Consider the following 23,344-nt stretch of genomic DNA (forward strand, 5'->3'; position numbering starts at 1 on the left):
TTGAAAGTCGAAACTTATAATACTGATTTAAATAGTTCTAAAATGAGCAATTGGCACACGACTCCCAAAGAGAAAGTCTTAGGGGCATTCAATGCCTCACCTGAGGGCCTGCAGGACAGTGAGGCTGAGGCTCGCTTGAGGGAACACGGGCCTAACAGGCTGGAGGAAAAAAGGCGGAAGAGCCCCCTGAAGATGCTGCTACAGCAGTTCACCGAAACCATGGTGGTCATTCTGATCGTCGCCGCGCTGCTTTCCCTTTTCCTGGGCAAGACGACAGAGGCCGTGGCTATCCTGATCATCGTGCTCCTCTTCGGCTTTCTCGGGTTCATACAGGAATATCGGGCTGACCGGGCCATGGCGGCCCTGAACCGCATGGTGGTGCCGAAAGTGCGGGTAAAAAGAGGCGGAAAGGTTAAAGAAATATCCGCAACCGATCTGGTCCCCGGGGATGTAGTGGAACTGGAGGCCGGGAACGTTATACCCGCTGATCTTCGGGTCTTGAGCTCCTTCAACCTGAAGATACAGGAGGCCGCGCTGACAGGCGAGTCAGAACCCATTGAGAAAGATTCCGATCCAATTGCCAAAGAGGACGCCCCCTTAGGCGACCGAAGGAATATGGCCTACATGGGCACAGTTGTGACGTATGGAAGAGGCATGGGCGTTGCTGTCTCCACCGGAATGGGAACTGAGCTGGGCAAGATAGCCAACATGATCAGCTCGGTCGAACCGGGTAAAACCCCGCTGCAGGAAAAACTGGACAGGCTCGGGAAAATGCTGGCCCTGTTCGGGGCCGCGGCGGCCGCCCTTGTATTTGCAGTGGGCGTACTGTCCGGAGAAACGGCGGCGGACATGTTCCTCTCAGCCGTCAGCGTGGCGGTGGCCGTGGTCCCGGAGGGTCTGCCCGCGGTGGTCACCATCACGCTGGCGATGGGCGGCCAAAGGATGCTGCGGCGAAACGCGCTGATCCGGAAGCTTCCCGCCGTGGAGACGCTTGGCTCCGTCACCGTGATCTGCTCCGACAAAACCGGCACCCTCACGCAGAACAAAATGACCGTCACGGTGATAGAGCTGCCGGAACAGACGGTGGAGATACCTCCCAGTGTTGTGTTGGAAGCCGACGCTGCCACAGCAGACAGCCTGGATTTTGCCCTTGCCGTAGGGGTGCTGTGCAACGACGCGACGTACGAAAGAGGCGCTGAACCATACACGGAGCAGGTGATCGGGGACCCTACAGAGACATCCCTGCTCATTGCCGGGGCTAAAAGAGGCATCAGCAAAGAACAGCTCTACGAAGCGCTCCCAAGGGTAAATGAGATCCCTTTCGACAGTACCAGGAAAAGGATGTCCACCATCCACAAAGTGACTGGAGCGTTGCCTGCGTATTTTCATATGCTTGGGGACAACGCTTTTCTCCTTTGCTGCAAAGGGGCCCCTGACTCCCTTCTCAGGGTCTCTGAGTTTGTGTGGGCAGGGGGCAGGCAGGTGCCACTTGATGCGGAATGGAAGGAACGGATACTCAAGGCGAACTCTAACCTGGCCCAAAACGGGATGAGGGTGCTTGGGCTGGCCTTTCGCAGGATGAGTGAGCCCAGCAGTGACACGGACACAGAGCAAGGCCTCGTGTTTGTGGGCCTTGCCGGCATTATCGACCCGCCCAGGCAGGAAGTGAAGGCAGCGGTTGAACAGTGCAGGCACGCGGGCATCAGGCCGGTCATGATCACCGGCGACCACCCGCTTACGGCCGCAGCTATCGGAAGGGAGCTGCACTTTACGGACCAGGCGGATGCCATCACCGGGGAAAGGCTGCAAAAGGCAGACGAGCAGGAGCTTGTGGCCTTAGCCGCCAGAACCTCTGTGTATGCCCGCGTCTCTCCCGAGGACAAGCTACGGATCGTGCATGCCCTACAGCTGAATGGTGAAGTAGTGGCCATGACCGGCGATGGGGTCAACGATGCTCCTGCCCTGAGGAAGGCGGATATTGGGGTGGCGATGGGCATCACCGGAACTGATGTGACCAAGGAAGCGGCCGACATGGTGCTGCTGGACGATAACTTTGCGACCATTGTCGCTGCCGTGGAGGAAGGGAGGGTGATCTTCGACAACCTGCTCCGGTTTATCCGGTTCTCACTGGCGGGAAACTTAGGTAAGGTGATCGTCATGCTCATGGCACCCCTGTTCGGAATGGTAGTGGCCCTGCAGCCCCTGCAGCTGCTGTGGCTGAACCTGCTTACAGACGGTCTGTTGGGGCTGGGCCTGGGCACAGAACCCGCTGAGAAAGACACCATGAGCAGGCCCCCGCGAAACCCGGAGGAGGGGGCGCTTGGAAGAAGGGACTTTCCGCAGCTGGCGATAGTCGGCGCTACCATCGCGGCGGTCTCCCTTGGCCTGGCCGTGTACTACTACAACCCTTCAAATCCGGAAGACCTGACCTGGCAAACGATGATCTTTGCCACCATAGGCTTCTCCCAGGTTTTTCAGGCCCTTGCCCTCCGCTCCACAGGGCATTCGGCTCTTGCCGTCAGAACGAACCCATTGATGGCCATCGTCATCGTGTCTGCTGTTGCCTTACAGCTCATAGCCATATACTTTCCCGGGCTGGAGGGCTTTTTCAAGCTTGTTCCCTTGTCGGCACAAGACCTGCTGCTCTCAGTTGCTGCCGGGGCATTAGTATTTTTAGCAGTAAAGCTTGAAAGGAGCCTTTTTAAGAAAGGGAAACCCGACTTGCCATAAGCAGCACAGAAAGCTGAGGATATTGCCCGAGAACAGTACCGTTAGGGGGCTGTTTCTATAGCCTCAGACGCAACTTCTTCCTAAAGCTTTAAGCATCCCGGCTATGCTTCTCTGCTGTTTTTCCGTACTTGGCGGATAACGAAGACAGACACTACTGCTAAACATAACTTGCGTTATGGGGCCAAAAGATTAGCATCACAGCCCCTATTCAGGGATAAAGCTGTATGCATGTAAGACTGGCTTCCCTTTTCCTTTCTTACGTATAGGGTGTCATGAACCTCCCCCTCTTCAACAGCCATTCCTTAGCCGGAAGATTGGAAATAGTCATGGCACACGGCGCTTTGCTGGCCCACCGCGGCAGAAGGGGGTATCATATTGAGCTATATGACATGGGAAGCTTCTTGGCGGAGGTATGGTCTAATCCACAGACCGATCACATCAGCCTGGTACGAGGCCTGGACAGCAGAAGGGCGCTGGCGCCCTATGTAACCAGTCTCAATCTACTGGAAATGACACAAAGCTTTTCCTAAGCAGGAAGATAGCATCTCATAAGCCGGTTACGTCAAGCGGGAATACACATGTTCAATGGCGCTGCAACTCGGTGCTTTGCCATCTTTTGCTTATATTGAAGCATACACCAACGCAATGACGAACCATGAAATGCCCTAACTGCAACGAAACGCTCTTGATGAGCGAGAAGAACGGAGTGGAGATTGATTACTGCCCCAATTGCCGTGGCATCTGGCTGGACCGCGGCGAACTGGAGAAGATCCTGGAGCGCTCCGCCGACCATTACGCCAAAAAAGAAAACTACGAGGCTGACTATAAACGCTACGGCGACCATGGCCACGACTCGCATAAAAAGCATCCGCACAAGAAAAAGGAATCGTTCCTGAGCGATTTCTTTGATTTTTGATTCCCAAAGAAGGCTTAAAAGCGCCTGTGCAGGTATGATGCACAGGCGCTTTCATTTTACCGGAAACACATTTAACCTGTAGTAAGTCAGAGAACTTTATAAACTGAATACAAAAGGGGTTAACATTAGCATGATGTGCAAACCGTTTGCACACCAGTTGAAAACCGTTGAGTTTCATTAAGCTGTTGCCCCAAAGCATCATTTATAGGACAACAGCTCAACGCCACTCAGTAGCCAAGGGCAACAGCCGTTGCCAAAGGAGAGGCAACAAATAGCAACGGGCCCCTTCGGCCTATAAGCCTAATTATGTTTAATAAAGAGCCAGGATGATGTGTGTTTATTTAGTGCTGGTATTTGATGCGCATCACACCATAATGTTTTTTAATTTACCCTAACTACAATCTAAGGTTGGGGTTCAGTTGCTGGATGCTTGAGAATTTATAAACTTACCTTGACAACCAATCTTTGAATTAAGCCGAGTAAAAAAAGTTCTACCATTTCGGAATATAAAGGTCTTTATAAGTGAGATCTGCTTCTTTTATAGCCTCCATCACATACATTGATTTTTGCATGTTTGAAGCGGGCACCAATCCTGCGAATGTGAATTTGCAGCCTTTGGCTTTTGCCATCTTTATAATTTCCAGTGACGGACTATGGCTCACATTGTCAATTTCTATAGCAATATTGTTTTGCTTTGCCAGGTCTAAAAGCTCTGCGGCCATACGGTTGTTGAGCGTTCTACCCTTATCAGACCAGATATTGATTTTATTTCCGCCAAGCAATGCTTGCGCCGTCTTTAAATCAGTGCTTTCGCCAACAATATAATCAGCAGCTGATGACTGAGCCGTTGCCTGGTTTGTAGCATTCACTTTTATGCCAGTAAAAAGGGGGAGACTTTTAGCTGCTGCAAGTTCTTTGGCAGATGCAGGATTTCTTACCAATGAAACATTGATGCCGGTAGTATAAAAGTAGTCCGCAAGTTCTTTTGCTGATAAAGTGGTCTTTGGATTTAAATCAATAAAAGCAAACTGACGGCCCTGTAGCACTACGAGGCTGTCATGCCAGGCACCCAATACCGGAGCAGCCAGGCTCGAACGGGCATCGTCTGGCAGGCGACGCACCCTGAAACTTTTGAATTGCATTTTACTGAGACTATCGTGGCCTTGCAGAGCGAACGTTCCTTTCCCAAGTCGTTTTACGGCCGAAAAAGTTTTTTCGGGCTGCAGGTAGTCAACTGTTTTCATGCCATTGAGCCAAATCTGGACACGGTTGCTTTCTACGCGGGCTTTTACCGTCATCCATTCACCATCCCGGCCAAAAGCTTTGTACACATTCCGCACCCCATAAAGGCTGGCCGTTTTTTTGAGTTCGATATAATCTCCTTCCCCGATATGGGTATTGTTCACCTGTATCTCCATGCCGCTATTGGGCCAGCCTTTTTCCTGGTACCTGGTGTGAAAATAGACTCCTGTGTTAGCCAGCTTGAAAGTTTTCACCTGCACTTCCAGTTCGAAATTTTTGAAACCGTCTTTCAGGTGTTCTCCTTCATAAAAGAGATGTGAAACTTTTCCGTCAGCCTGGAAAAGCCCGTCTGTTACGGACCAGGTAGAAGTATTTTCGGTGGCTTTCCATCCGGTAAAATCTTTTCCATTGATAAGTTCCACCCAGCCATCGTCATAAGCGAGGTTGGCGACCGTTTTGTAATCAGCAGGTTTGAAAGCCAGAATAGACAGGGCAAATAGGCTTAGCAGGCCAGTTAATTTTCTCATTATTTTTTATTTACATTTATACTAAATTATTTCAAACCTCTAAGTTTAGGAATAAAGAAAAAACACTCGCAATTCTTTCTTTAGAAAGGAAAAAACTGGGAGTTTCCGTCCTTGCTCAATTGTAAATAATTCAATTTGGAATAGTTGCAGATCGCTTGGGCGTAACTAATGGCTAAAAGTAGTTATTACGTTTAACCGCCAGGCGGTGGTTAAACGTAATAACTCCCGGCATCCCTTAAATATATTACAAAATATATATATTTAAGGGATGCCGGGAGGATTTCAGAAAAGCAGCTTTTCCTTAGTAAGTACCAAAAAAATGCCCTTCTCAGAATGCTGGAAAGGGCTTTTCGCTATAACGGCAATTATGTTTACTAAGATGTTTGGAAGAGGTTGATCTGAAGGTTACCTGTGGAGAATGCTTGTCTCTGGAATCCTTGTTCGGCTCTTTTACCGTAAAATGTAGCCTATGAAGTTCCTTCCCACTCAGCTCCTCATTTTCCTGCGCAGCGAGCCTGACCGCCGCAACCTGCAGCTTCTGTTCCGGTTCCTGCTGGTGCTGCTGGTCCTGGTCCTGGCCTTTACGGTGGTCTTTCACCTGCTCATGCTGCGTGAAGGGCAGCGCCATAGCTGGATCACCGGCTTTTACTGGACCCTGACGGTGATGTCCACCCTTGGGTTCGGCGATATCACCTTTCACAGCGACTCTGGCCGCTTCTTCTCCATCGTAGTGCTGCTCTCGGGCATGGTGTTCCTGCTGATCCTGTTCCCCTTCACCTTCATCAACTTCTTCTACTCCCCCTGGATGAAGGCGCAGGAGCAGGCCCGGGTGCCGCGGGAGCTGCCCGCCGGAACAAGCGGGCACGTGGTGCTGACACGCTACGGGCCTGTCACGGAGGCCCTGATCAAGAAGCTGAACCGCTTCCGCTACCCTTACGTGGTGCTGGTGCCGGACCTGGCGGAGGGGCTGCGCCTGCACGGGCTGGGGGTCAACGTGATGCTGGGGGACCTGGACGACCCTGAAACCTACAGCAAGGTGCAGGTGGACAAGGCCGCGCTGGTGGCCACCACCGCCTCGGACGTGGTGAACACGAACGTGGCTTTCACGGTGCGGGGGATCAGCAGCCAGGTGCCCATTATCTCTACCTGCAGCTTTGAGGCCTCGGTCGACATCCTGCAGCTGGCGGGCAGTACCCACGTGCTGCGGCTGGGCGAGATCATGGGCCTGTTCCTGGCCCGCAGGGCCAGCGGGGGGGACGCCCGTGCCCACACGATCGGGGAGTTCGGGGAGCTGCAGATCGCCGAAGCCGCCGTGCTGGGCTCCCCGCTGGTGGGGCTCACGCTGCGGGAGACAAAGCTGCGGGAGCAGGTGGGGGTCAGCGTGGTCGGCGTCTGGGAGCGCGGCAAGTTCCGGGCGGCCCAGCCCGACACGCGCATCACCCAGACGACGGTGCTGGTGCTGGCCGGCTCCGTAGCGCAGATGGAGAGGTACAACGAGGCTTTCCAGGTGGAGAGGCACATGAACTCTCCTGTGGTGATAATAGGGGGCGGGCGGGTCGGCAGGGCAACAGGCCGGGCGCTGGAGGACCGGAAGCTGGACTACCGCATCGTGGAGAAGGCGCCGGAGCGGGTAAGGGACGACCCGCGCTACATCCTGGGGGATGCGGCCGAGCTGGAGGTCCTCAGGCAGGCGGGCATCGAGCAGTCCCCCTGCGTGATCATCACCACGCACGACGATGACGTGAACGTGTACCTGACCATCTATTGCCGGCGTCTGCGGCCTGACATCCAGGTCATCACCCGCTCTACCCTGGAGCGGAACCTGGCCACGCTGCACCGGGCGGGGTCCGACTTTGTGATGTCTTACGCCTCGATGGGGGCGAACACCATCCTCAACCTGCTCAAGCGCAGCGACATCATGATGGTGGCCGAGGGCCTGCACTTGCTCAAGGTGAAGGTGCCGGAGCGGCTGGCGAGGCGCTCGATCGCCCAGTCCTCCATCCGGCAGGAGACCGGCTGCACCGTGATCGCCATCCGGAACGGGGAGTCGCTGCACATCAACCCGGACCCGGCCATGGTGCTGCCCGCCCAGGCGGAGATTATCCTCATCGGGACGGTGGAGGCGGAAGAGCGGTTTTTCAGCATGTACGGGGCCAGGTGAACGACTCCTGCCCCAACACCTGCATCTCCGGATGACAATAAGAACAGGGATTTAGCGCGGGCGGTAGGTGCGCCGTGTGGCGTACCTGAATCGCCTAAGGCGCTACGGCTTTAATCTCCGCTTTCGGGCTAAGCGAACCATCAGAGCAGTGCGGTTTTCTCAGTTCCTCTCCCGATGACAGCCAGGGGCGCTGTCCACTTTCATTTTTGCTTTTAACATACAAATACCGCGGCCCTATTAGGCATTTAGACAGGATACTGTCCAAAGCAGCTGAACTTCTTTACCCAGGGCAAATTCAAAAGTCTCCACAAACAGCCTCTGGCAGCACTTCTGCCTTGTCGTCCATACCCCCCGCAGAACATGGTGAGCGTGACGTGGAAGGGCGGTGTCACAAGAGAGCGTGTAAAGCAGGCAGGGACTGGAGCATCGTCTCCTCGGAGCAGTTCCCCCTTTGGCTGAAGGAGGAGTGGGACATTGCCGCGATTTGGTGGCGTGCCTAAATATCAAGAAGCTTGAGCTCCTGCTTTACGTCTTCCTCATTCGCTTATAATGCCTGACAGGTTCACATAGAGTAGCATTGTCACAGTAATTTCAGCGCAACAAGCTATCCTATAAATCACAAACAGCTGCTAAGCCTCCTGCAGTTATTGCCTATGCACTGTTTAAATGCCGATTTGTTTGAAGTGGCATGTAATCAAACATTTATAACTATACGTATAATGCTTTACACAAGTATTTGCTCCTGTGCATCCTAGGGCGGGTTCCATAGGCTAGGCCAGGAAGAATAGCGACAAGCCTGTAGCTGAAACGGTCTTTAAATTGTAATCAATGCTGCTCACAAAGAGACTTAGATACTACTCCAGCCTCCCGTTCATGTGGGTAATGCTGCTTTGGGCGCTTACGGCACCCGGGCAGGAGGAGCAGGTATATCGCTTTTTGGTGAAAGGAACAGCCCTGGTTTCGTCTTTCGATCCTGCCTCAGCGGGCGGAAACCTAAGCGAGCCTGCCAATCAGCAACAGCAGGTGCAGAGGTGCTGGGACGCTAAGGTGCCCTGCTACATCGCGTTTTGCTCAAATCAGGGACTATGTTGTTCCCTAGACAATTGTTACTTCGCATTACCTGCCGGCAGGCTTAAAGTTTATGGCAAAGGCCCTGTAGGGGCCAAACTGCTCGCTCATTTCCTGCTTACCACCATTCTCCCGAATGCTCCCTGATCTAGTTTGCCTTCTTTATAAAGCGGCCCTGGTGTTGTCAGCGGATCCAACCTTCTCAGTTAGAGGGCGCGCCGCGAGTCGAACCTGTGGATGCGGCCTGCCTGACCTTGGTAGGGACTGAATAGAGTCGACGGCTCTTTCGCCCTTTCCCCGACTGCACTCAAATGCCAGCTCTTGGCATGTAAACTATGTCTTGATGAAATGCTTTACAGCACCTTGATCTATCATGGTACACCTCCCACACCTAATCAGTGACTTAGGGATACTGCTTACGGCGGCGGGTATCACCACCTTGATCTTTAAGAAACTGAAGCAGCCCCTGGTGCTGGGGTATATTATTGCCGGCATGTTGGTAGGCCCCTATTTTGCCCTCTTCCCAACCATCAATGAAATAGACAACATCCGGATATGGGCAGAGATAGGTGTCATATTCCTTCTTTTTAGCCTTGGCCTGGAGTTCAGCTTCAAGAAGCTAGTAAAAGTGGGTGGGGCATCCTCTATCATGGCCTTTATTGAGATCGTAATCATGCTGCTGCTTGGTTACCTGACGGGCCAGCTCCTGGGCTGGTCCACCATGGACAGCGTCTTTTTGGGAGGGATCCTGTGTATTTCCTCTACCACCATCATCATCCGGGCCTTCGAGGAGCTGGGCGTGAAGTCGCAGCGGTTCGCCGGCCTGGTTTTCGGCGTGCTGATTGTAGAGGACTTAGCGGCCATCCTGTTGCTGGTGCTGCTTTCTACCTTGGCGGTCAGCCAGCAGTTTGCGGGCTCTGAAATGCTGGAGGCGGTGCTGAAGCTGGGCTTTTTCCTGGCGGTCTGGTTTTTGGGCGGTATTTTCCTGATCCCTACTTTCCTGAAGTGGGCGAGCAGGCTCATGAACGATGAAACCTTGCTGATTGTGTCCCTTGCGCTTTGCCTGCTGATGGTGATGCTGGCTTCGCAGGCGGGCTTCTCCCCGGCGCTCGGCGCTTTTATCATGGGCTCCATCCTGGCCGAGACGACCAAGGCCGAAAAGATAGAGCATCTGATTGGGCCGGTGAAAGACCTCTTCGGGGCCGTCTTCTTTGTTTCTGTCGGTATACTCATCCACCCGGCCATGATGGTGGCGTACGCCGGCACCATAGCCCTGATTTCAGTGATAACCATTTTAGGGAAGGTATTGAGCATTACAAGCGGCGGGCTGATAGCAGGCCAGGGGCTGAGAACGTCTATCCAGTCCGGTATGAGCGTCACCCAGATCGGGGAGTTCTCCTTTATTATCGCCACACTGGGCCTTACCCTGAACGTAACCAGTGAGTTTCTGTACCCTATAGCGGTGGCGGTCTCGGCCGTCACCACGTTCACCACCCCCTACATGATCCGGCTGTCCGAGCCGCTTTACCGTGTGGTGGAGTCTGTGCTGCCCGAGAAATGGAAAGCCCTGCTGAACCGGTACAGCACGGGTGCGCACACCATCAACACCACAAGCGACTGGAGGCTGCTGCTCAAATCCTATGTCATCAGCATGGCGGTTTACGCTGTTATCATAATTGCCATTGCGATGCTGGCTGATAATTACCTGAAGTCGTTTATAGTCGGGTATGGGGTAGGAGGGTTCTGGGCAGACGTGATGACCACTGTGGTGACCCTAGTCTGCATGGCGCCGTTCCTCTGGGCACTGGCCCTACACCATCCTCAGAAAGAGGCGCACAGCCGGATATGGGCAGACAGGAAGTACCGCAGTGTGGTGATAGTGCTGGAGTTTGCCAGGGCGGGTGTAGGAGTTCTGATAGTCGGTTTCCTTGTAAACCAGCTCTTCTCTACGCTGGTCGCCATCATCGTGGGGCTGGTGATCATTGCCCTGCTGGCCCTTCTCTCAGAGAAGATCCAGAATTTCTATGCCCGTATAGAGGACAGCTTCCTGTCTAACCTGAACGACCGCCAGATTAGTGATGACCACCACATTGCCCCCTGGGGCGCTCACCTCACCAGCTTCCCCATCTCCCCGCACTCTGCCATTATCGGCGGTACGTTGGAGGAGCTGCAGATAAGGGAAAGGTTCGGGGTGAACATCGCTGTGATTGAGCGCGGGGGGCGCACCATCATGCCCCCCACCCGGCGTGAAAGGATATACCCCTACGACAAAATCTACGTGTTCGGCACGGACGAGTACATAGAGCCTTTCCGTCAGTATGTCACCAACGAAGGCCCCCTGGGGGCCAACATGGGAGCTGTGAAAGAGGATGTAAGGCTCCAGAAGATGGTGGTGTCACCCTCCTCGCCGCTGCTGCATAAAACCATAAAGGCGTCAGGTATCAGGGAAACGACAAGCGGTTTGGTGGTAGGGATTGAGCGGGAGGGGAGAAAAATCATGAATCCCGATTCTACGCTGACGTTTATGGAAGGGGATATCCTGTGGATCGTGGGGTCGCCCTCGCGCATAAAGCAACTAGAGGGAAACACAGTAGAAACAGTACTCACAGAGACTTAAGCTATCTACTGCCCTATTTAAACCAACCCGGATATTGCCTTTTGGCTTACCAGGTGTGGCATGAGCCTCGGGTGAAGGCGGCCTTGTACGGTGGAGTCTGGCAAGTGCCGGTCTCAACACAACCCAAAGGCCTGTTGTCAAGGCTCATTAATACTTAGAAGATGATGCATTCTCAGACACGCAACTGGATAGGCTCCTTAACATCACTATGCTACTATGACAGGATGACCTGAAGGGAACCTCTATGATTTTTAACGCTGAACAAGAGGCTTCTTTTTTAACACATTGGCTATTGCGCTACTTTTTTTCCATTCTATGACACTCAGCTATGTTCAGGATTTTAGCTCTTTCTGATTTCTCAGCCAATGCCCATGATGCGCTGCTTGTTGCAATGCGGATAGCGCAGCTCTATGGGGGGGAGGTGATCTTTGCGCACGTGATGGCGCATCCTTTTGTGCCTGCCACGGCCCCTCAAAGCCTTTTCTCAGAGCTACAAGAAGCTGATCAGGAGCAGTGCCGGGAAAAGCTCCGAAAGGAGGTGCAGGTGCTTTTCCTGGAGACGGGCATACGCCATAAAGAAGTAATGTACAGAGTAGAGATAGTGCCCACACCGCTTGTGGAGTCCGCGGTAGGGTTGTCAGAGCGGCTAAGCGTTAACCTTATCGTAATGGGTAACTCCGGGGCGAATGTGCTAAAGCGAATCATTACAGGCAGCAACACCGTGCAGATGATTGATGGAGCTACCAGGCCGCTGCTCATCGTACCCCCTGGATTCGTATTCAGGGGTTTTTCAGACATCACACTGGTCATCAGGCCACAGCATTTCAAATCCAGGGCAGGTATGGATCTGGTGTTCCGTTTCGCGCGGACTTTTAGAAGTGAACTCATTTTTGTGTTTATAGTGAATGAGGAGGAGAACAGGCCAGAATCGACAGGCTTTTTGGCAAAGCACAACCTGTGGGATGAGGTGAAAGAATATGCGTATAATTTTTACACGCTGGCGGGGGCTCATGAACTTAAGAATTTGAAAGCGCATACGTCAAGTACTGCTACTGGCTTATTAGTTGCTTTCCCAACCTCAAAGAGTCTATGGAAGGGGCTGTTTTCTGACAGCTTGACAGCGGCAATGGCAGAGCAGAATAAGACACCGTTGCTGGTCATCCCTGAATCTACTCCTGCAGGGCAAAAGGAGCTGCAATAACTTTCAAAACGAGGCATATGAGCTGCAACCTGTCCCGGAACGCGGGGTTTTCTCCCTATGGGAAGAGGCCTCCGCAATGTTCTTGTAACGCTGGCGCAGGCTGATGTAATGCTGGCCTGAAAAACTACCCCTCTATCGCCCTTCTTTGGCGCTTTTGACCAGGTTTGACGGCTTGTTACTATTCGTTTCTGCATGCCTGTCCCGCATAACGCGGACTGATAGGATTGGCTTGCTTTTCATCAGCAGTACGGGTATACCCCCGATGCAAAGCTTTACCCGTTAAGGACCTTTTCCACCTTTTCCAGCTCCTCGTCATTGTCCACCATCACCATCAGCTTGTCATCCTCCTCCAGCACCGTGGCCCCGTTCGGCGTCACAAACCGGCCGCCCCTGTCAATCAGCACGATCAGGGAGGTCTTGGGCAGCTGCAGCTCGACGATGGACTTCCCTGCAGCCGGGCTAGCGCGGTTCAGGTACAGCTCCACCAGGCTGTTTTTGGCGTCGTAGCCCATGTCTTCCCCCAGCCTCACCTTCTTGGGGGAGTAGTCCCGCTGGCTCAGCCCCAGCCAGTCCGCCACCACGGACAGGGTGGTCCCCTGCAGCATCACGGAGGTGAGCACGATGAAGAAGACGATGTTGAAGATCATGTCCGACCTGCCCACGCCCGCCAGCAGGGGGTAGGTGGCAAACACGATGGGCACCGCCCCCCGCAGCCCCACCCACGAGATATACAGCTTGTCCCGCAGGGAGGCCCTGGAGAAGGCCAGCCCGAGGAACACGCTCGCCGGGCGCGCCACGAAGATCAGGAACAGCGAGATGAGGAGCCCGGGCCCGAGGACGGGCAGCATCTGCGAGGGGAACACCAGCAGGCCCAGCGTCAGGAACATGAGGATCTGCATGAGCCAGGCCAGCCCATCGTAGAACCGGGTGAGGCTGCCCTTGTGGATGAAGTTCCTGTTGCCCAGGACCACCGCCGCGACGTACACAGCCAGGAAGCCGTTGCCGCCGACCAGGTTGGTGAAGGCAAAGGTAAAGAACACCATGGCCAGGGTGAGGGCGGGGTAAAGCCCGTCCTGCTCCAGCCTGATGCGGTTGATGACCCAGCCCATTGCCCGCCCCATCACCACGCCCGCCACGGCGCCGATACTCATCTGCAGAAAGAACATCGGCACCAGCTGCCAGTTGCCCGCCCCCTCGTTTGTGAGCAGAAACGTAAAGCTGACGGTCAGGAAGTAGGCCATCGGGTCATTGCTGCCCGACTCCAGCTCCAGGGTGGGCCGCAGGTTGTTTTTCAGGCCGATGTTCCTGGAGCGGAGAATGGAGAACACGGCGGCCGCGTCGGTGGAGGAGACGACGGCCCCCAGCAGCAGCCCCTCCAGCAGCGAGAAGCCCAGCAGATAGGCGGAAAACAGGCCCACCAGCACGGCGGTGAGGAAGACGCCCAGCGTGGACAGCGCCACCCCCCGCCAGAGGACCGGCCGGGTGCTTTCCCAACGGGTGTCCAGGCCGCCGGAGAAGAGGATGACGGCCAGGGCGACGGTGCCCATGGACTGCGCCGTCAGCGCGTCGTCGAAATAGATGCCGCCGATGCCCTCGGAGCCCGCCAGCATGCCCACCCCCAGGAAGAGGATCAGGGCGGGGATGCCGAAGCGGCCCAGGCTTTTGCTGAGCAGGATGCTGACCATCAGGAGGATGGACGCCCCGAGTAAAATGTCTTCAGTCGAGAACTGCATGGTCCTGTTTGGTTTTTAAGGAAAGTGCCTCTGCCCTCCCTCTCATCGGACATCTACTGTCAAACCGAAAGAAGGCAGCAAGGGTAAGCATCCAATATAAGCAACAAGGACGTAAACTGCACCGTCCACCAGCTGAAGTCATCGTTCATGGCAAATCCATTCGAGACGCATGGCAGGACCTGCGATCACCCGGCGTTTTATCTGAATCCCCGGAAGAGCTAGTGACTGCGTTCATGGGACAGGGCAGCTGGGGATGCATGGAGCATACAATGTGGGTTATGAAAGACACCATCCGAGTTAGAGTTTCAGCTGCTTTGCTGCAGATTTGGTGCTCGTCCCACGAAACCCCGGAATTTCAAGATTCGAAGTGCCCTCGACGGCCCCTGCCCCGACAGCCCGCGTTGCGTCCCGCTTACCCGTCTCCCCAGTCAAACCGGGAATCTGTTTCACGAGACGGGCAAGCGGGACAGGGTCGCCCCAGCCTTCCCTCCGGAACACAAGCCGGAGCTGCCGGCCGGTGCCCTCCCTCGCCACGGCTGCTGGCAGGCCCTAAAGAGGGATGGAGTTGGCAAAGCGTCGCGAGGCGCCCAAAGTAGAAGGATGCGCTCAAAGGATAGGCGGTTCCTCCCTTTGGGGGCCGCGCCCCGTCCCCTTGCCGAAGAGGTAATGCACCGTGCCCCGCCGGAAGGGCCTCCCGTGGCGCGTCAGGTAGCCCTCCGCGTTGAGCTCGTCGGCGATCCGCTGGAAGGTGTAGCCCTGCTCCCGGTAGATCCGCACCAGCCGGGAGGCCTGCCGGTTGGCCTTGTTGGAGGCGGCGTTCCGCTGGCGCACCTCCAGCCCCTTTTGGCGGGCCGCCTCGTCCAGGTTCTGCGGGGAGCCCAGCTTATAGCCTTGCTCCCTCTTGGCCTGCAGGGCGGCGCGGGTGCGCTGGGAGATGAGCTCGCGCTCGTGCTGGGCGAGCACGGCGAAGATGCCGATGGTGAGCGTGTTGGCCTCAGGCATGTCGGCGCAGACGAAGTCCGCGCCGCTGTCGCGCAGGGCGAAGATGAAGCCGGCGTTGCGGCTGAGGCGGTCGAGCTTGGCGATGAGCAGCGTGGCCCTGGCTCTTTTGGCGTGGGCGATGGCCGCCCGCAGCTGCTCGCGGCCGTCGCGCTTGCCGCTCTCCACCTCGGTGAACTCCTCCAGGATCGCCTCGCCGGGTTTTACGAAGCGGCGGACGGCGGCGCGCTGCGCCTCCAGCCCAAGGCCGCTCTGCCCCTGGGCCTTGGTCGAGACGCGGTAGTAGGCGACGTAGTTCCTCATTTCTTCTCCCTTTTGTCCGGTACCTGACAAAGTTACCGCAAAAATCGGCTTTGTCAAGGTTTTTAAACGACCGTTTAAAAACCTTGACAAAACGCTAAAAAGCCAATGCCTTTAGCAAAACATTGGAAAAGTCAATAGAATTAGTATCTTGATAGCTGCGCCGGCAATGGTCTCCGGCGACAGGACACTCTGTATACGATAAGGTATGGCCAAAACTGGTTTTGTAAGCGGGGCGGGGGCGCACGGCTTCCGCTTCGACGGCCCGGGGGACACGCAGTTCTCTCTCACTGCCGTGCTGGTGGAGGAAGGGCACGAAAGGGAAGTAGGGGAGGGGTTCCTCCGTATCCGGCGGCGGCACTTCCCGGACGGGAAATTTGCTGCAGGAGACGGGCGCGGAATAGTGCAAACCAGGCGTTTTCTGAAGGCGCTCCAGGAATTGGACTTTTCCTTCCATTCCCGCTGGTGGACAAGCGCCAGCTGCACCAGAAGTCGCCGCTCCAGTACAGGGGCACCTTTTACAAGTTCCTCTCGGGCCTGATCTACAACAACCTCTACCGCACTGTCCCCAACCTGAGCGTGGTGCTCTACCACATGGGCGGGTTCTTTGCGGAGCTGTGGTACTCCCCGGAGGATAACCAGGTGAAGACCGTGCGCGGCTTTAAAAGCAAAGCCTGCCTGGAGCCTTACCTGGAGATGGTCAGCCTGGAGGAGCCGATGGGGGGATGTGAAAGAGCCCCGCCGGTGTGGAGAGGCTTCAGGCTGGGTATGGCATCAACCCTTGAAAAGCTCTACATAGGGAGCGAAGAGGTAGATGCGGTTGCGGCTCTGACCGGTCTGCTCTACCAGTATGCCTGCCTTCTCAAAGCTTTCAATCAATTCTCCTGCTGCTTTCTTACTGAGCTGGCAGATGCTCTGGGCCTCTTTCACCGTCACTACCGGATGCTCAAACAGCTGGAGGAGCAGTTTCAAGGCCGACTGCGTGCGCCTTCCCCATTCCCGGTGGAGGCTGTTCTCCAGGTCCTGCTTTAGCGTGATAACCTTTGAGAGCGTCTCTACCGCCTCCTGGGCTGTCTTCTCCACGCCGATAAGAAAGTACTTAAGCCAGTGGAGCATGTCGTTCTTTTCCCGGACCCGTGTCAGGTTATCGTAATAGTGGGACTTGTTTTTCTCGAAATAGGAGGACAGATACAAAAGCGGCTGATGCAGGATGTCCTGGTCCACCAGGAACAGCGTGATCAGCAGCCGGCCAATACGGCCGTTCCCATCCAGGAAAGGGTGTATGGTTTCGAACTGATAGTGCGCTATACCTATCCGCACGAGTGCCGGCACGCTGATCTGGTCATTATGCAGGAAGTTCTCCAGGTCGCCCATCAGCTCGTCCACATGCACATGTGCCGGCGGTACGAAGATGGCATCGGCCGGCCCGCTGCCGCCAATCCAGTTTTGGCTGCTGCGAAACGCGCCAGGCAGCTTGTGCTCTCCTCTTACACCCGTCATCAACTTCTGGTGCGCCTGCCTGAGCAGGCGGGAAGACAGCGGCAGCTTGCTCAGGCTTTTGATGGCCTCGTTCAGGGCATGGGTATAGTTGTTTACCTCCTTCCAGTCATTTCTTCTTTCCGGTGTGATCTCCTCTTCCGGTAGCATCGCTTCGGCGATGTTAGTCTGCGTTCCCTCGATCCGGCTGGATACCACGGCTTCCTTTGTCACGTGGAGTGATATAAATAAATCAATGTTCGGCACCAGCCTGGCATAAGAGTTCAGCTCCCCTAGCCGGATGGAAGCCTTTTCCAGCAAAGTGTTGAGCTGGGCGTCGGCCCATTGCCATTGGTCGTTCACTTTTACAGGCAGAAAATATTTATACCCTGTTCCTGGCTGCCAATGGCCTGCCTTGTACTTCTCGAGCTGTATCGCCATGCTTTCTTTTTTTTGCGAAAGTAAACCATGAATATCGTTAGTTTACTTTCAGGCTCAAAAGTAAACTAACGATATTTATAGTTTACCTTTGTCATTTATAGTGAACAGAATTATAAGAGGCATAGCAGGATGTCGGGTCATAACAGAAGGCGTTGACAATGAATCTTCTCATTAGGCTCATGCAGGTAATTAACTTCATTACCTTTTTGCCCTTTTGTAATTAAGCCCATGTGCTACTGAAACGAGAGCGTGGAATAAAAAAGCGTTGCAGCTCCAAGGGCGGCGCTTGCTTTGCGCGGGTGGGAAAGCCACTGTTCCGGCAGCCGGGGAACGAAGCGCAGCACAGTGAGGAGGCTGACTGAACGGTGGCCAGCTACGGGAAGCTCTCCGGCAAAGGCGCAGCATTTGGCGGAGTGCTGGACGGTGGGGGCAAAGCTTGCCGGGGAGGGGTTCCTTCGCGGGTGGGGACTGACCCGCCGCAGCAACTGGCCCGCTCTAGCGCGATGCATGTTATTCAAAAAAGTCCTTGACTTCTCATCAGGAAGTGCCTTTTAAATCATCAGCCTTCCAGTTCTGAAGACTACTTGCTGGTTACAGAAGGGAAGAAGTAGCAGAGATGCCGGACCTGGTGATGAAAGACGAATCCTGTAGAAGATCAACCTGCGCTCCTGTAGTGTGAAGCCAGTCCCGCAGCATCCCAGTACTTAATTGGCAAGGGTCTCAAGCAGGATGTTGCTTAATAGTCAATCATTTTGGGGTCTTCCTGGCCTTGGCGGCTCAGCAACAGGTGTAATTAATCTCTGAACTTACATAATGTTTGTTATTAGCTCAGCCTCCACAGCTCGAAGTAGAAGAGGTTAGGAACTGCCGATATGTTTTTATAGTATATTTGGTTCCATTTATACCATAATCAGGTACTATTTAATGAAATCAGCTATACCATTTCTGCTTGTTCTTTTATTGTTTTCGTGCTCCAAGAAATCAGATGACCTTGAACTGATGATTAAAAGGGATAGTTGCATGCGGAATATAGCCTTTAATGAGCAAGCATTTTCCTCAGTCATAGCCTACTATGAAGAATTAAGAGGTCCTGAAGAATTAGGAGATCCCAGGGACTCGATCATAGCCGCTGATTGCGATCAGATTGTCTCCTGGAGAAGAAATTTTATGAAAGAGCGAACCATTGAAAACCTACTGCTCTACTCTGATTCAGTGGAGGCAAGATACTCTAAGCATAGTAGAGACGGCGGGGAATTGCCGTATTCCATCAAGGAAACAAAGAATCAACTGCGCTCCTCAGCAGATAGTCTGAAGTATTATAACCTTCTATATTTGACTACTGTCGCTGAAGGAATGCTATTAATGCATTACAAAGCTTCCCTTGGTACAGGTTATGGCTATTCCTTTGTTATTCCCTCTTATTTAGATAGAGAAAAATACAATACTAGAGATACAGTGTACTTAACTGTTAATGCCGATTTCAGCAGTTCTCTTGGTACAGGTTATGCCTATACTTTTGTTGTTCCCTCACCTTTAGAGGAGGAAGAGTACGGCACGAAAGATACAGTATCCTCAACTGTTAATACCAATGGAACTTACTTATCTAAAATAGGCTTGGATTTCTCTAAGGTGACTTGTAAAGGGGCCGAAGATGGCGTTAACTTAAAACCAAAGGTTATAAGGTCGGGACCTCATTATATTCTGTTGTACACCCCTGTTAAAGCAGGCACTTACACGGTCGGGGGAAAGGTCATTATCAGCCATGAGGGAAACTTTGACTCAAGTATCAGAATTGAAAATAAATTTGAAGTGAAGAACACAGCACTCAAAACTGCTAGAAAGCACTAGAAGGCTTTTTAGCTAAGTTCGTTCCTCTTGCTTGACATAACTTAGCTTATAAGCTCATAAAAGAAGAGGCTCCTCATCACGGGGAGCCTTCCTTGTTCTATAACGCCTGCTATCAGTGAAACGGACTGAACTTGGTAGCTTATATATGATTTTTCATCTTATAGTAAGAGGAAAAAATATTTACCTCACGGGGAGTGTAATTCAAACTGTGTGGCTGTTGCACAACTCAGCTTCCAGCATACTTTTTAGCAGCTTTTATTCTGAATTAATTCACAACGCTCCTCTCTCCGATTGTGGGCAAGCGACAGGGGTGAAACCAATAGCTGAAGGTATGGGCATGTGGCTGCTCCCTTTCCATTGCTATTGCCATGCTCACAGACTTCTTCGGCTTATACCTCATGTACTTTCTTATATTAAATGCAGCGGCAGCCAGGAGCATGGCTTTATGGGCACCCGACTTTCCCAGCACGCCAACTCTGCGCAGCCCATAGTGATCTACCAGGCTCCCGAAGACCGGCTCCACCGTGCTCTGGCGAAGCTTTTTCATGCGCTTGCCCCGCCTGCTTTGCTGCCGGGCATATGCCCTCAGGTACTGCTCGTCATAAGCTGTGCGGGTAATTTTCCGGCACCGGGCCTTGGGGGCACACGTGGGTTTGGACGCGCACTGCCTGCAGTCACTGGGCGCTGCCCAGTAGTTTCTCAACAGCCTGCCGTCCGCAGTGCGGTCAAAGCCCTTGAAGGGGAGTGGCTTTCCCATGGGGCAGATGTAGCGGTCCTTCTCCTTGTCATAGGGAAAGCCGGCAATCTCGGGCTTGTACATCCCGAACACGGGGATCCAGCCTGTGATGCCCTGCTGCTCGAGCATGAAATAGTTAGAGCCGTTGGAGTAGCCGGCATCGGCCAGCAGGTCCTGCATCAGCAGGCCATTGGCTTTCAGCCTGCTTTGCACCTGTGTGACAAGGGAAGGCAGGTGCTGGCTGTCCCTGCCGTCGGCAAAGTCCGCCCGGATGTGGGAAATAACACCTTTGGCCGTATCAACAGCCATGCTGCAATGGTAGCCAGAGCTTCCTGGCCTTTCCCGGTTTTACTGATATGCGGGCATCCGGGTCGTGCGGGGAATAATGTGTCTTGCCAGCTGACCAGCTTTGCCTTTTCATGACCTGCTCCTGACACAGAGGGAAGCCTTTCAAGATTTTCCTGGTGCTTTGCCAGCTTCCGCAGCTGATGGGCGGGAGCGGTGATAGGCTGTACCGGTTTTCTGTTTTTCTGAAGCGTCCGCTGTTTGTCCGTCTCCTGCTGTTGCACAGACTCTTTTGGCTGCTTTAACAGCAGGCTCTCCATGGAAGCCTTGGCCTTGACCGGAGCCGAGTCTATAGCTTGTGTATCACCCCTCACCATGCTTTTCTCCACGCACAGGCTGAAAACCCTGTCAAACAGAGTTTCGAACAGGGTCTCGGCCTCCGGGTAAAGCTGCCGAGTACGGGAGAGGGTGGAGTGCCAGGGCAGGGGCTCATCGAGTTGGTAGTCCGGAAAGTAAAGCAGGTCCAGGCGGAGGCCGCAGTGCTCAAGAAGTTTCCTGTCTGAGACGATGTTCTCCAGGTAGCCCACCAGGCAGAGCTTGAAGAATACCACCGGGTCGATGCTTTGCTGGCCACACTTACCGTAGAGGGGCGCTGTCAGTTCGTAGAGAAAGTCCAGATTTAACTGCAGCTTAAGCTGTCGGTAAAAATTGTGCTCCGGCACGTGGGCCGAAAGGGAGAAGAGCAGCTCCTTCTCATCCTTGAAAGTCTTCTTGCCCTGCATAGCTACAAGGAATTGGTCATGATCCTTTAACGGCTATCTCCAACCGGTTGTGCAACAGCCACGTGGGAATAATGAGACGGAAAAATGGTAAGGTTGGGTGTCCTAACGTGTAGTATAAGCTACTTAGGAGTTGTGCGACAGCTACCATTGTTGCCAGCATTGCAAATTATTTTAACTTAAAGAAAGCTTCCGCATTTTTGAAAAAAATCTTCTCTTTTTGCTGAACCGAAAGAAACTCTAACTTTTCAACGCTTTCAATTGCCATATCAATATCGGCGTTGTCCGATCCAAACATTAACCGGTCTTCAAGCCCTGCATCGATCAATTTTTTCATTATGTTATTAAAGTCGGCCTCGGGGTATATATAGGGATTATTTATCGCAGATATATCAGCATAAACATTTCGGTAATATTTCATGATTGCCATCGTCTCCTCTAAATAGGGAGCGCCAGCATGCATAATCCAAACCTTAATGCTTGGAAACTCCTGCAAAAGTCCCTCAAAAAGCATGGGCGTTCCAAGCCTGACTTTGAAATTTGGAGAACCGTGATCAGGACCGGCCAATCCTGTGTGAATACCCACGGGGATCCCGTATTTCTCCGCCAGAGCGTAATAAGGATATAGCCGTTCATCAGACGGTGAAATTCCATAATATTGGCTAAGTACTTCACCGATGTATTGGATTTTATTTTCCTTGATTAGTTCTTCGACCCATTTAATATCCGGAAAGTCCTCTTGGTCGTTATAGCAATATTGGTCGCTATAAGGCACTTTTCCATTTGGGCAAGCAATCATCAATCCGTGAACTAATGTAAGATTGATAGAGGACTTATAAGTTTTCTGAAGGTCCCATGATGTACTTATTGCGGCTTTATATACTCCTGCAGAGGTCAATTTATCCACTTGTGTGACAGAATTAGCGCCGCCATGAATATGAGTGTCAAACACTTTTTGCCCATATGTGATTGTAAAAGCGGAGAGCAAAAGCATAAGTAGTAATAATGTTGTTCTCATGCGAAATGTCTTTTGGTTAGCCGCATTGCCGGTAACGTTCTACAGCTTTAGGAAGTAAGGGTACTTGACAAGTTTCAGTCTCACTCACTTTCTTCTGTTCATTGAAGTTTATTAGTTCAGCACGTATCCTTCCGCCCTTGTTTTTTAAAGCTGCTGTAGCGGCTGTTCAGTGTTTAGGAGATTGTTTGTCCCTTGCATCGGAAATCAAATGCGCCTTTATTTCCCAGCCATCGTTTTCTTGCTGAAATACTCTTAGATGTGTTGTTCTTCTATCAGGTAAAATAGAGCCATCAGGCATTTTCTGCCCTTTCCTGACAACAGCAGTGTGGACAATGACATTGCTACTGCTTAATGTCTGATAACTATGTTCTGTGGTTTCGCTTTTACCAGACATAACAAACGGTAAAGAGAAAACTTCTTTGAGAAGCGCCTCAACCTCTTTTTGCCCGTTACGCTTATCACCAAAGGCATTTGTAAAGCGAGCATCACGGCTGTACCACTTGGCAGCAAGGACGTAATCTTTCACGTCCCAGGCTTTGTTCCAGTCCTCCATCATGGAATGGATTTGCAAACTGTCTTTGGAAGATAAACTTTGTCCATGCGAAGCAAGAGCAAAAACCCAAAGAAACACGAAAGTAAGAAGCAGTTTCATGGCGTTATATTTAAAGCATTGAAGTGTAAGGTCTGTCAAATAGCACCTACCACGGTACATAAAGAGTTATTCCTTTTATTCACTACCGTTAGTCAGTTAACCGTGACTAGACTAACGAATATACTATTTACTAAACGCATAATCGATAAAATCTCCGTCTGTTTTCCAATCTCATAAAACGGCAAGTATTTGAGAGAAAAAACAGAGCGTGAGGCGGCTCATCCTAGATAAGGTTACTGTTGCAAAGAAGTTGGCTCAACATGATATCAAAAGACAGAATGTCTCTTTTGATATCCTTTAGGCCCAGTTATGGCAAGACCTTATAACGAAAGTTATGTTCACCAGGACCGACTATAAAGTAGCTTTGGGGCTATACTCTGTGGCCGCTTTGAAACAGATCCGCTATCCGCCCCTCGGATAAAGACTGTGAAAGAAGGAGTGTATGCCACACCAACGAAACTTCACAGCTTGAAAGCCTTTAGTTGTCGGTGGAGAATCTTCCTCTGAATGCTCATTCAGGCTTCTTTGGTTCAGCTGCCCCATCTTATTGACTTAAGTCAATGACTCTCCGGCAGCATCCCTGCACTTTTGCAAAAAAAGACCATGAAATCATTT

The 23,344-nt window shown here is 52.7% G+C and carries 17 protein-coding genes; 8 read left to right on the forward strand and 9 right to left on the reverse strand.

Annotation, left to right across the window (positions count from 1 at the left end):
• Window positions 1-42 precede the first annotated feature (42 nt).
• The 3 genes from ABD920_RS09865 (at window position 43) to ABD920_RS09875 (ending at window position 3,646) form a co-directional block, all read left to right on the forward strand.
• A complete protein-coding gene (locus ABD920_RS09865; RefSeq protein WP_345158678.1) occupies window positions 43-2,730 on the forward strand; it encodes a cation-translocating P-type ATPase in 2,688 nt (895 codons plus the stop codon).
• A 272-nt stretch (window positions 2,731-3,002) separates the two neighbouring features.
• Window positions 3,003-3,260: a hypothetical protein gene (locus ABD920_RS09870; RefSeq protein WP_345158679.1), complete on the forward strand. Its 258-nt coding sequence runs from the start codon at window positions 3,003-3,005 to the stop codon at window positions 3,258-3,260.
• A gap of 125 nt (window positions 3,261-3,385) precedes the next feature.
• Window positions 3,386-3,646, forward strand: coding sequence for a TFIIB-type zinc ribbon-containing protein (locus tag ABD920_RS09875; protein ID WP_345158681.1), 261 nt, complete (start codon window positions 3,386-3,388; stop codon window positions 3,644-3,646).
• Window positions 3,647-4,137: 491 nt separating this feature from the next.
• On the opposite strand, the gene ABD920_RS09880 is transcribed toward ABD920_RS09875, so the two are convergent.
• A complete protein-coding gene (locus ABD920_RS09880; protein WP_345158683.1) occupies window positions 4,138-5,415 on the reverse strand; it encodes a DUF1080 domain-containing protein in 1,278 nt (425 codons plus the stop codon).
• A gap of 469 nt (window positions 5,416-5,884) precedes the next feature.
• Between ABD920_RS09880 and ABD920_RS09885 the strand changes: the two genes are divergently transcribed.
• The 3 genes from ABD920_RS09885 to ABD920_RS09895 all read left to right on the forward strand — a co-directional run bounded on the left by ABD920_RS09885 (window position 5,885) and on the right by ABD920_RS09895 (window position 12,462).
• The gene (locus tag ABD920_RS09885; RefSeq protein ID WP_345158685.1) at window positions 5,885-7,576 is read left to right on the forward strand and encodes a potassium channel family protein; all 1,692 of its coding nucleotides are present in this window, start codon (window positions 5,885-5,887) and stop codon (window positions 7,574-7,576) included.
• 1,441 nt (window positions 7,577-9,017) lie between these two features.
• The gene (locus ABD920_RS09890; RefSeq protein WP_345158686.1) at window positions 9,018-11,261 is read left to right on the forward strand and encodes a cation:proton antiporter domain-containing protein; all 2,244 of its coding nucleotides are present in this window, start codon (window positions 9,018-9,020) and stop codon (window positions 11,259-11,261) included.
• Between the two features lie 328 nt (window positions 11,262-11,589).
• A complete protein-coding gene (locus tag ABD920_RS09895; protein WP_345158687.1) occupies window positions 11,590-12,462 on the forward strand; it encodes a universal stress protein in 873 nt (290 codons plus the stop codon).
• 272 nt (window positions 12,463-12,734) lie between these two features.
• Here the strand turns inward: ABD920_RS09895 and ABD920_RS09900 are convergent, their stop codons facing one another.
• Together ABD920_RS09900 and ABD920_RS09905 are read right to left on the reverse strand one after the other, a co-directional pair.
• A complete protein-coding gene (locus ABD920_RS09900; RefSeq protein WP_345158688.1) occupies window positions 12,735-14,195 on the reverse strand; it encodes a potassium/proton antiporter in 1,461 nt (486 codons plus the stop codon).
• Between the two features lie 606 nt (window positions 14,196-14,801).
• Window positions 14,802-15,587 carry a recombinase family protein gene (locus tag ABD920_RS09905; RefSeq protein WP_425568599.1) on the reverse strand — a complete coding sequence of 262 codons (786 nt, stop codon included), beginning with the start codon at window positions 15,585-15,587 and terminating at the stop codon, window positions 14,802-14,804.
• A 115-nt stretch (window positions 15,588-15,702) separates the two neighbouring features.
• On the opposite strand from ABD920_RS09905, the gene ABD920_RS09910 reads away from it, so the two are divergent.
• On the forward strand, window positions 15,703-16,035 hold the full coding sequence (locus ABD920_RS09910; protein WP_345158690.1) for a hypothetical protein: 333 nt from the start codon (window positions 15,703-15,705) through the stop codon (window positions 16,033-16,035).
• A gap of 233 nt (window positions 16,036-16,268) precedes the next feature.
• Here the strand turns inward: ABD920_RS09910 and ABD920_RS09915 are convergent, their stop codons facing one another.
• Window positions 16,269-17,411 carry a Fic family protein gene (locus tag ABD920_RS09915; protein ID WP_345158691.1) on the reverse strand — a complete coding sequence of 381 codons (1,143 nt, stop codon included), beginning with the start codon at window positions 17,409-17,411 and terminating at the stop codon, window positions 16,269-16,271.
• 233 nt (window positions 17,412-17,644) lie between these two features.
• Window positions 17,645-17,920: a hypothetical protein gene (locus ABD920_RS09920; protein WP_345158693.1), complete on the reverse strand. Its 276-nt coding sequence runs from the start codon at window positions 17,918-17,920 to the stop codon at window positions 17,645-17,647.
• A 415-nt stretch (window positions 17,921-18,335) separates the two neighbouring features.
• Here ABD920_RS09920 and ABD920_RS09925 point away from each other — a divergent pair, with 415 nt between their 5' ends.
• The gene (locus ABD920_RS09925; RefSeq protein WP_345158695.1) at window positions 18,336-19,259 is read left to right on the forward strand and encodes a hypothetical protein; all 924 of its coding nucleotides are present in this window, start codon (window positions 18,336-18,338) and stop codon (window positions 19,257-19,259) included.
• 265 nt (window positions 19,260-19,524) lie between these two features.
• Here the strand turns inward: ABD920_RS09925 and ABD920_RS09930 are convergent, their stop codons facing one another.
• The 4 genes from ABD920_RS09930 to ABD920_RS09945 all read right to left on the reverse strand — a co-directional run bounded on the left by ABD920_RS09930 (window position 19,525) and on the right by ABD920_RS09945 (window position 22,729).
• Window positions 19,525-20,304 (reverse strand): transposase, encoded by a 780-nt coding sequence (locus ABD920_RS09930; RefSeq protein ID WP_345158696.1) that lies wholly within the window; start codon window positions 20,302-20,304, stop codon window positions 19,525-19,527.
• Entirely contained in the window at window positions 20,193-21,062 is an 870-nt protein-coding gene (locus ABD920_RS09935) for a transposase (RefSeq protein ID WP_345158698.1), read from the reverse strand. The genes ABD920_RS09930 and ABD920_RS09935 overlap by 112 nt, the downstream gene beginning before the upstream one ends.
• A 166-nt stretch (window positions 21,063-21,228) precedes the next feature.
• On the reverse strand, window positions 21,229-22,077 hold the full coding sequence (locus ABD920_RS09940) for an amidohydrolase family protein (protein ID WP_345158699.1): 849 nt from the start codon (window positions 22,075-22,077) through the stop codon (window positions 21,229-21,231).
• Window positions 22,078-22,243: 166 nt separating this feature from the next.
• On the reverse strand, window positions 22,244-22,729 hold the full coding sequence (locus tag ABD920_RS09945; protein WP_345158701.1) for a YybH family protein: 486 nt from the start codon (window positions 22,727-22,729) through the stop codon (window positions 22,244-22,246).
• Window positions 22,730-23,344: the final 615 nt, after the last annotated feature.

This window comes from Pontibacter saemangeumensis, from assembly GCF_039541895.1.
Classification (GTDB): Bacteria; Bacteroidota; Bacteroidia; order Cytophagales; family Hymenobacteraceae; genus Pontibacter; species Pontibacter saemangeumensis.

What these genes read in the sequence shown, in the direction of transcription:
- ABD920_RS09925 (WP_345158695.1), top strand. Translation starts at nt 18,336, where the DNA reads ATGAAATCAGCTATACCATTTCTGCTTGTTCTTTTATTGTTTTCGTGC.
- ABD920_RS09895 (WP_345158687.1), top strand. Translation starts at nt 11,590, where the DNA reads ATGTTCAGGATTTTAGCTCTTTCTGATTTCTCAGCCAATGCCCATGAT.
- ABD920_RS09915 (WP_345158691.1), bottom strand. Translation starts at nt 17,411, where the DNA reads ATGGCGATACAGCTCGAGAAGTACAAGGCAGGCCATTGGCAGCCAGGA.
- ABD920_RS09940 (WP_345158699.1), bottom strand. Translation starts at nt 22,077, where the DNA reads ATGAGAACAACATTATTACTACTTATGCTTTTGCTCTCCGCTTTTACA.
- ABD920_RS09930 (WP_345158696.1), bottom strand. Translation starts at nt 20,304, where the DNA reads ATGGCTGTTGATACGGCCAAAGGTGTTATTTCCCACATCCGGGCGGAC.
- ABD920_RS09900 (WP_345158688.1), bottom strand. Translation starts at nt 14,195, where the DNA reads ATGCAGTTCTCGACTGAAGACATTTTACTCGGGGCGTCCATCCTCCTG.
- ABD920_RS09910 (WP_345158690.1), top strand. Translation starts at nt 15,703, where the DNA reads ATGGCCAAAACTGGTTTTGTAAGCGGGGCGGGGGCGCACGGCTTCCGC.
- ABD920_RS09865 (WP_345158678.1), top strand. Translation starts at nt 43, where the DNA reads ATGAGCAATTGGCACACGACTCCCAAAGAGAAAGTCTTAGGGGCATTC.
- ABD920_RS09885 (WP_345158685.1), top strand. Translation starts at nt 5,885, where the DNA reads ATGAAGTTCCTTCCCACTCAGCTCCTCATTTTCCTGCGCAGCGAGCCT.
- ABD920_RS09870 (WP_345158679.1), top strand. Translation starts at nt 3,003, where the DNA reads ATGAACCTCCCCCTCTTCAACAGCCATTCCTTAGCCGGAAGATTGGAA.
- ABD920_RS09945 (WP_345158701.1), bottom strand. Translation starts at nt 22,729, where the DNA reads ATGAAACTGCTTCTTACTTTCGTGTTTCTTTGGGTTTTTGCTCTTGCT.
- ABD920_RS09935 (WP_345158698.1), bottom strand. Translation starts at nt 21,062, where the DNA reads ATGCAGGGCAAGAAGACTTTCAAGGATGAGAAGGAGCTGCTCTTCTCC.
- ABD920_RS09875 (WP_345158681.1), top strand. Translation starts at nt 3,386, where the DNA reads ATGAAATGCCCTAACTGCAACGAAACGCTCTTGATGAGCGAGAAGAAC.
- ABD920_RS09880 (WP_345158683.1), bottom strand. Translation starts at nt 5,415, where the DNA reads ATGAGAAAATTAACTGGCCTGCTAAGCCTATTTGCCCTGTCTATTCTG.
- ABD920_RS09920 (WP_345158693.1), bottom strand. Translation starts at nt 17,920, where the DNA reads ATGCATCGCGCTAGAGCGGGCCAGTTGCTGCGGCGGGTCAGTCCCCAC.
- ABD920_RS09890 (WP_345158686.1), top strand. Translation starts at nt 9,018, where the DNA reads ATGGTACACCTCCCACACCTAATCAGTGACTTAGGGATACTGCTTACG.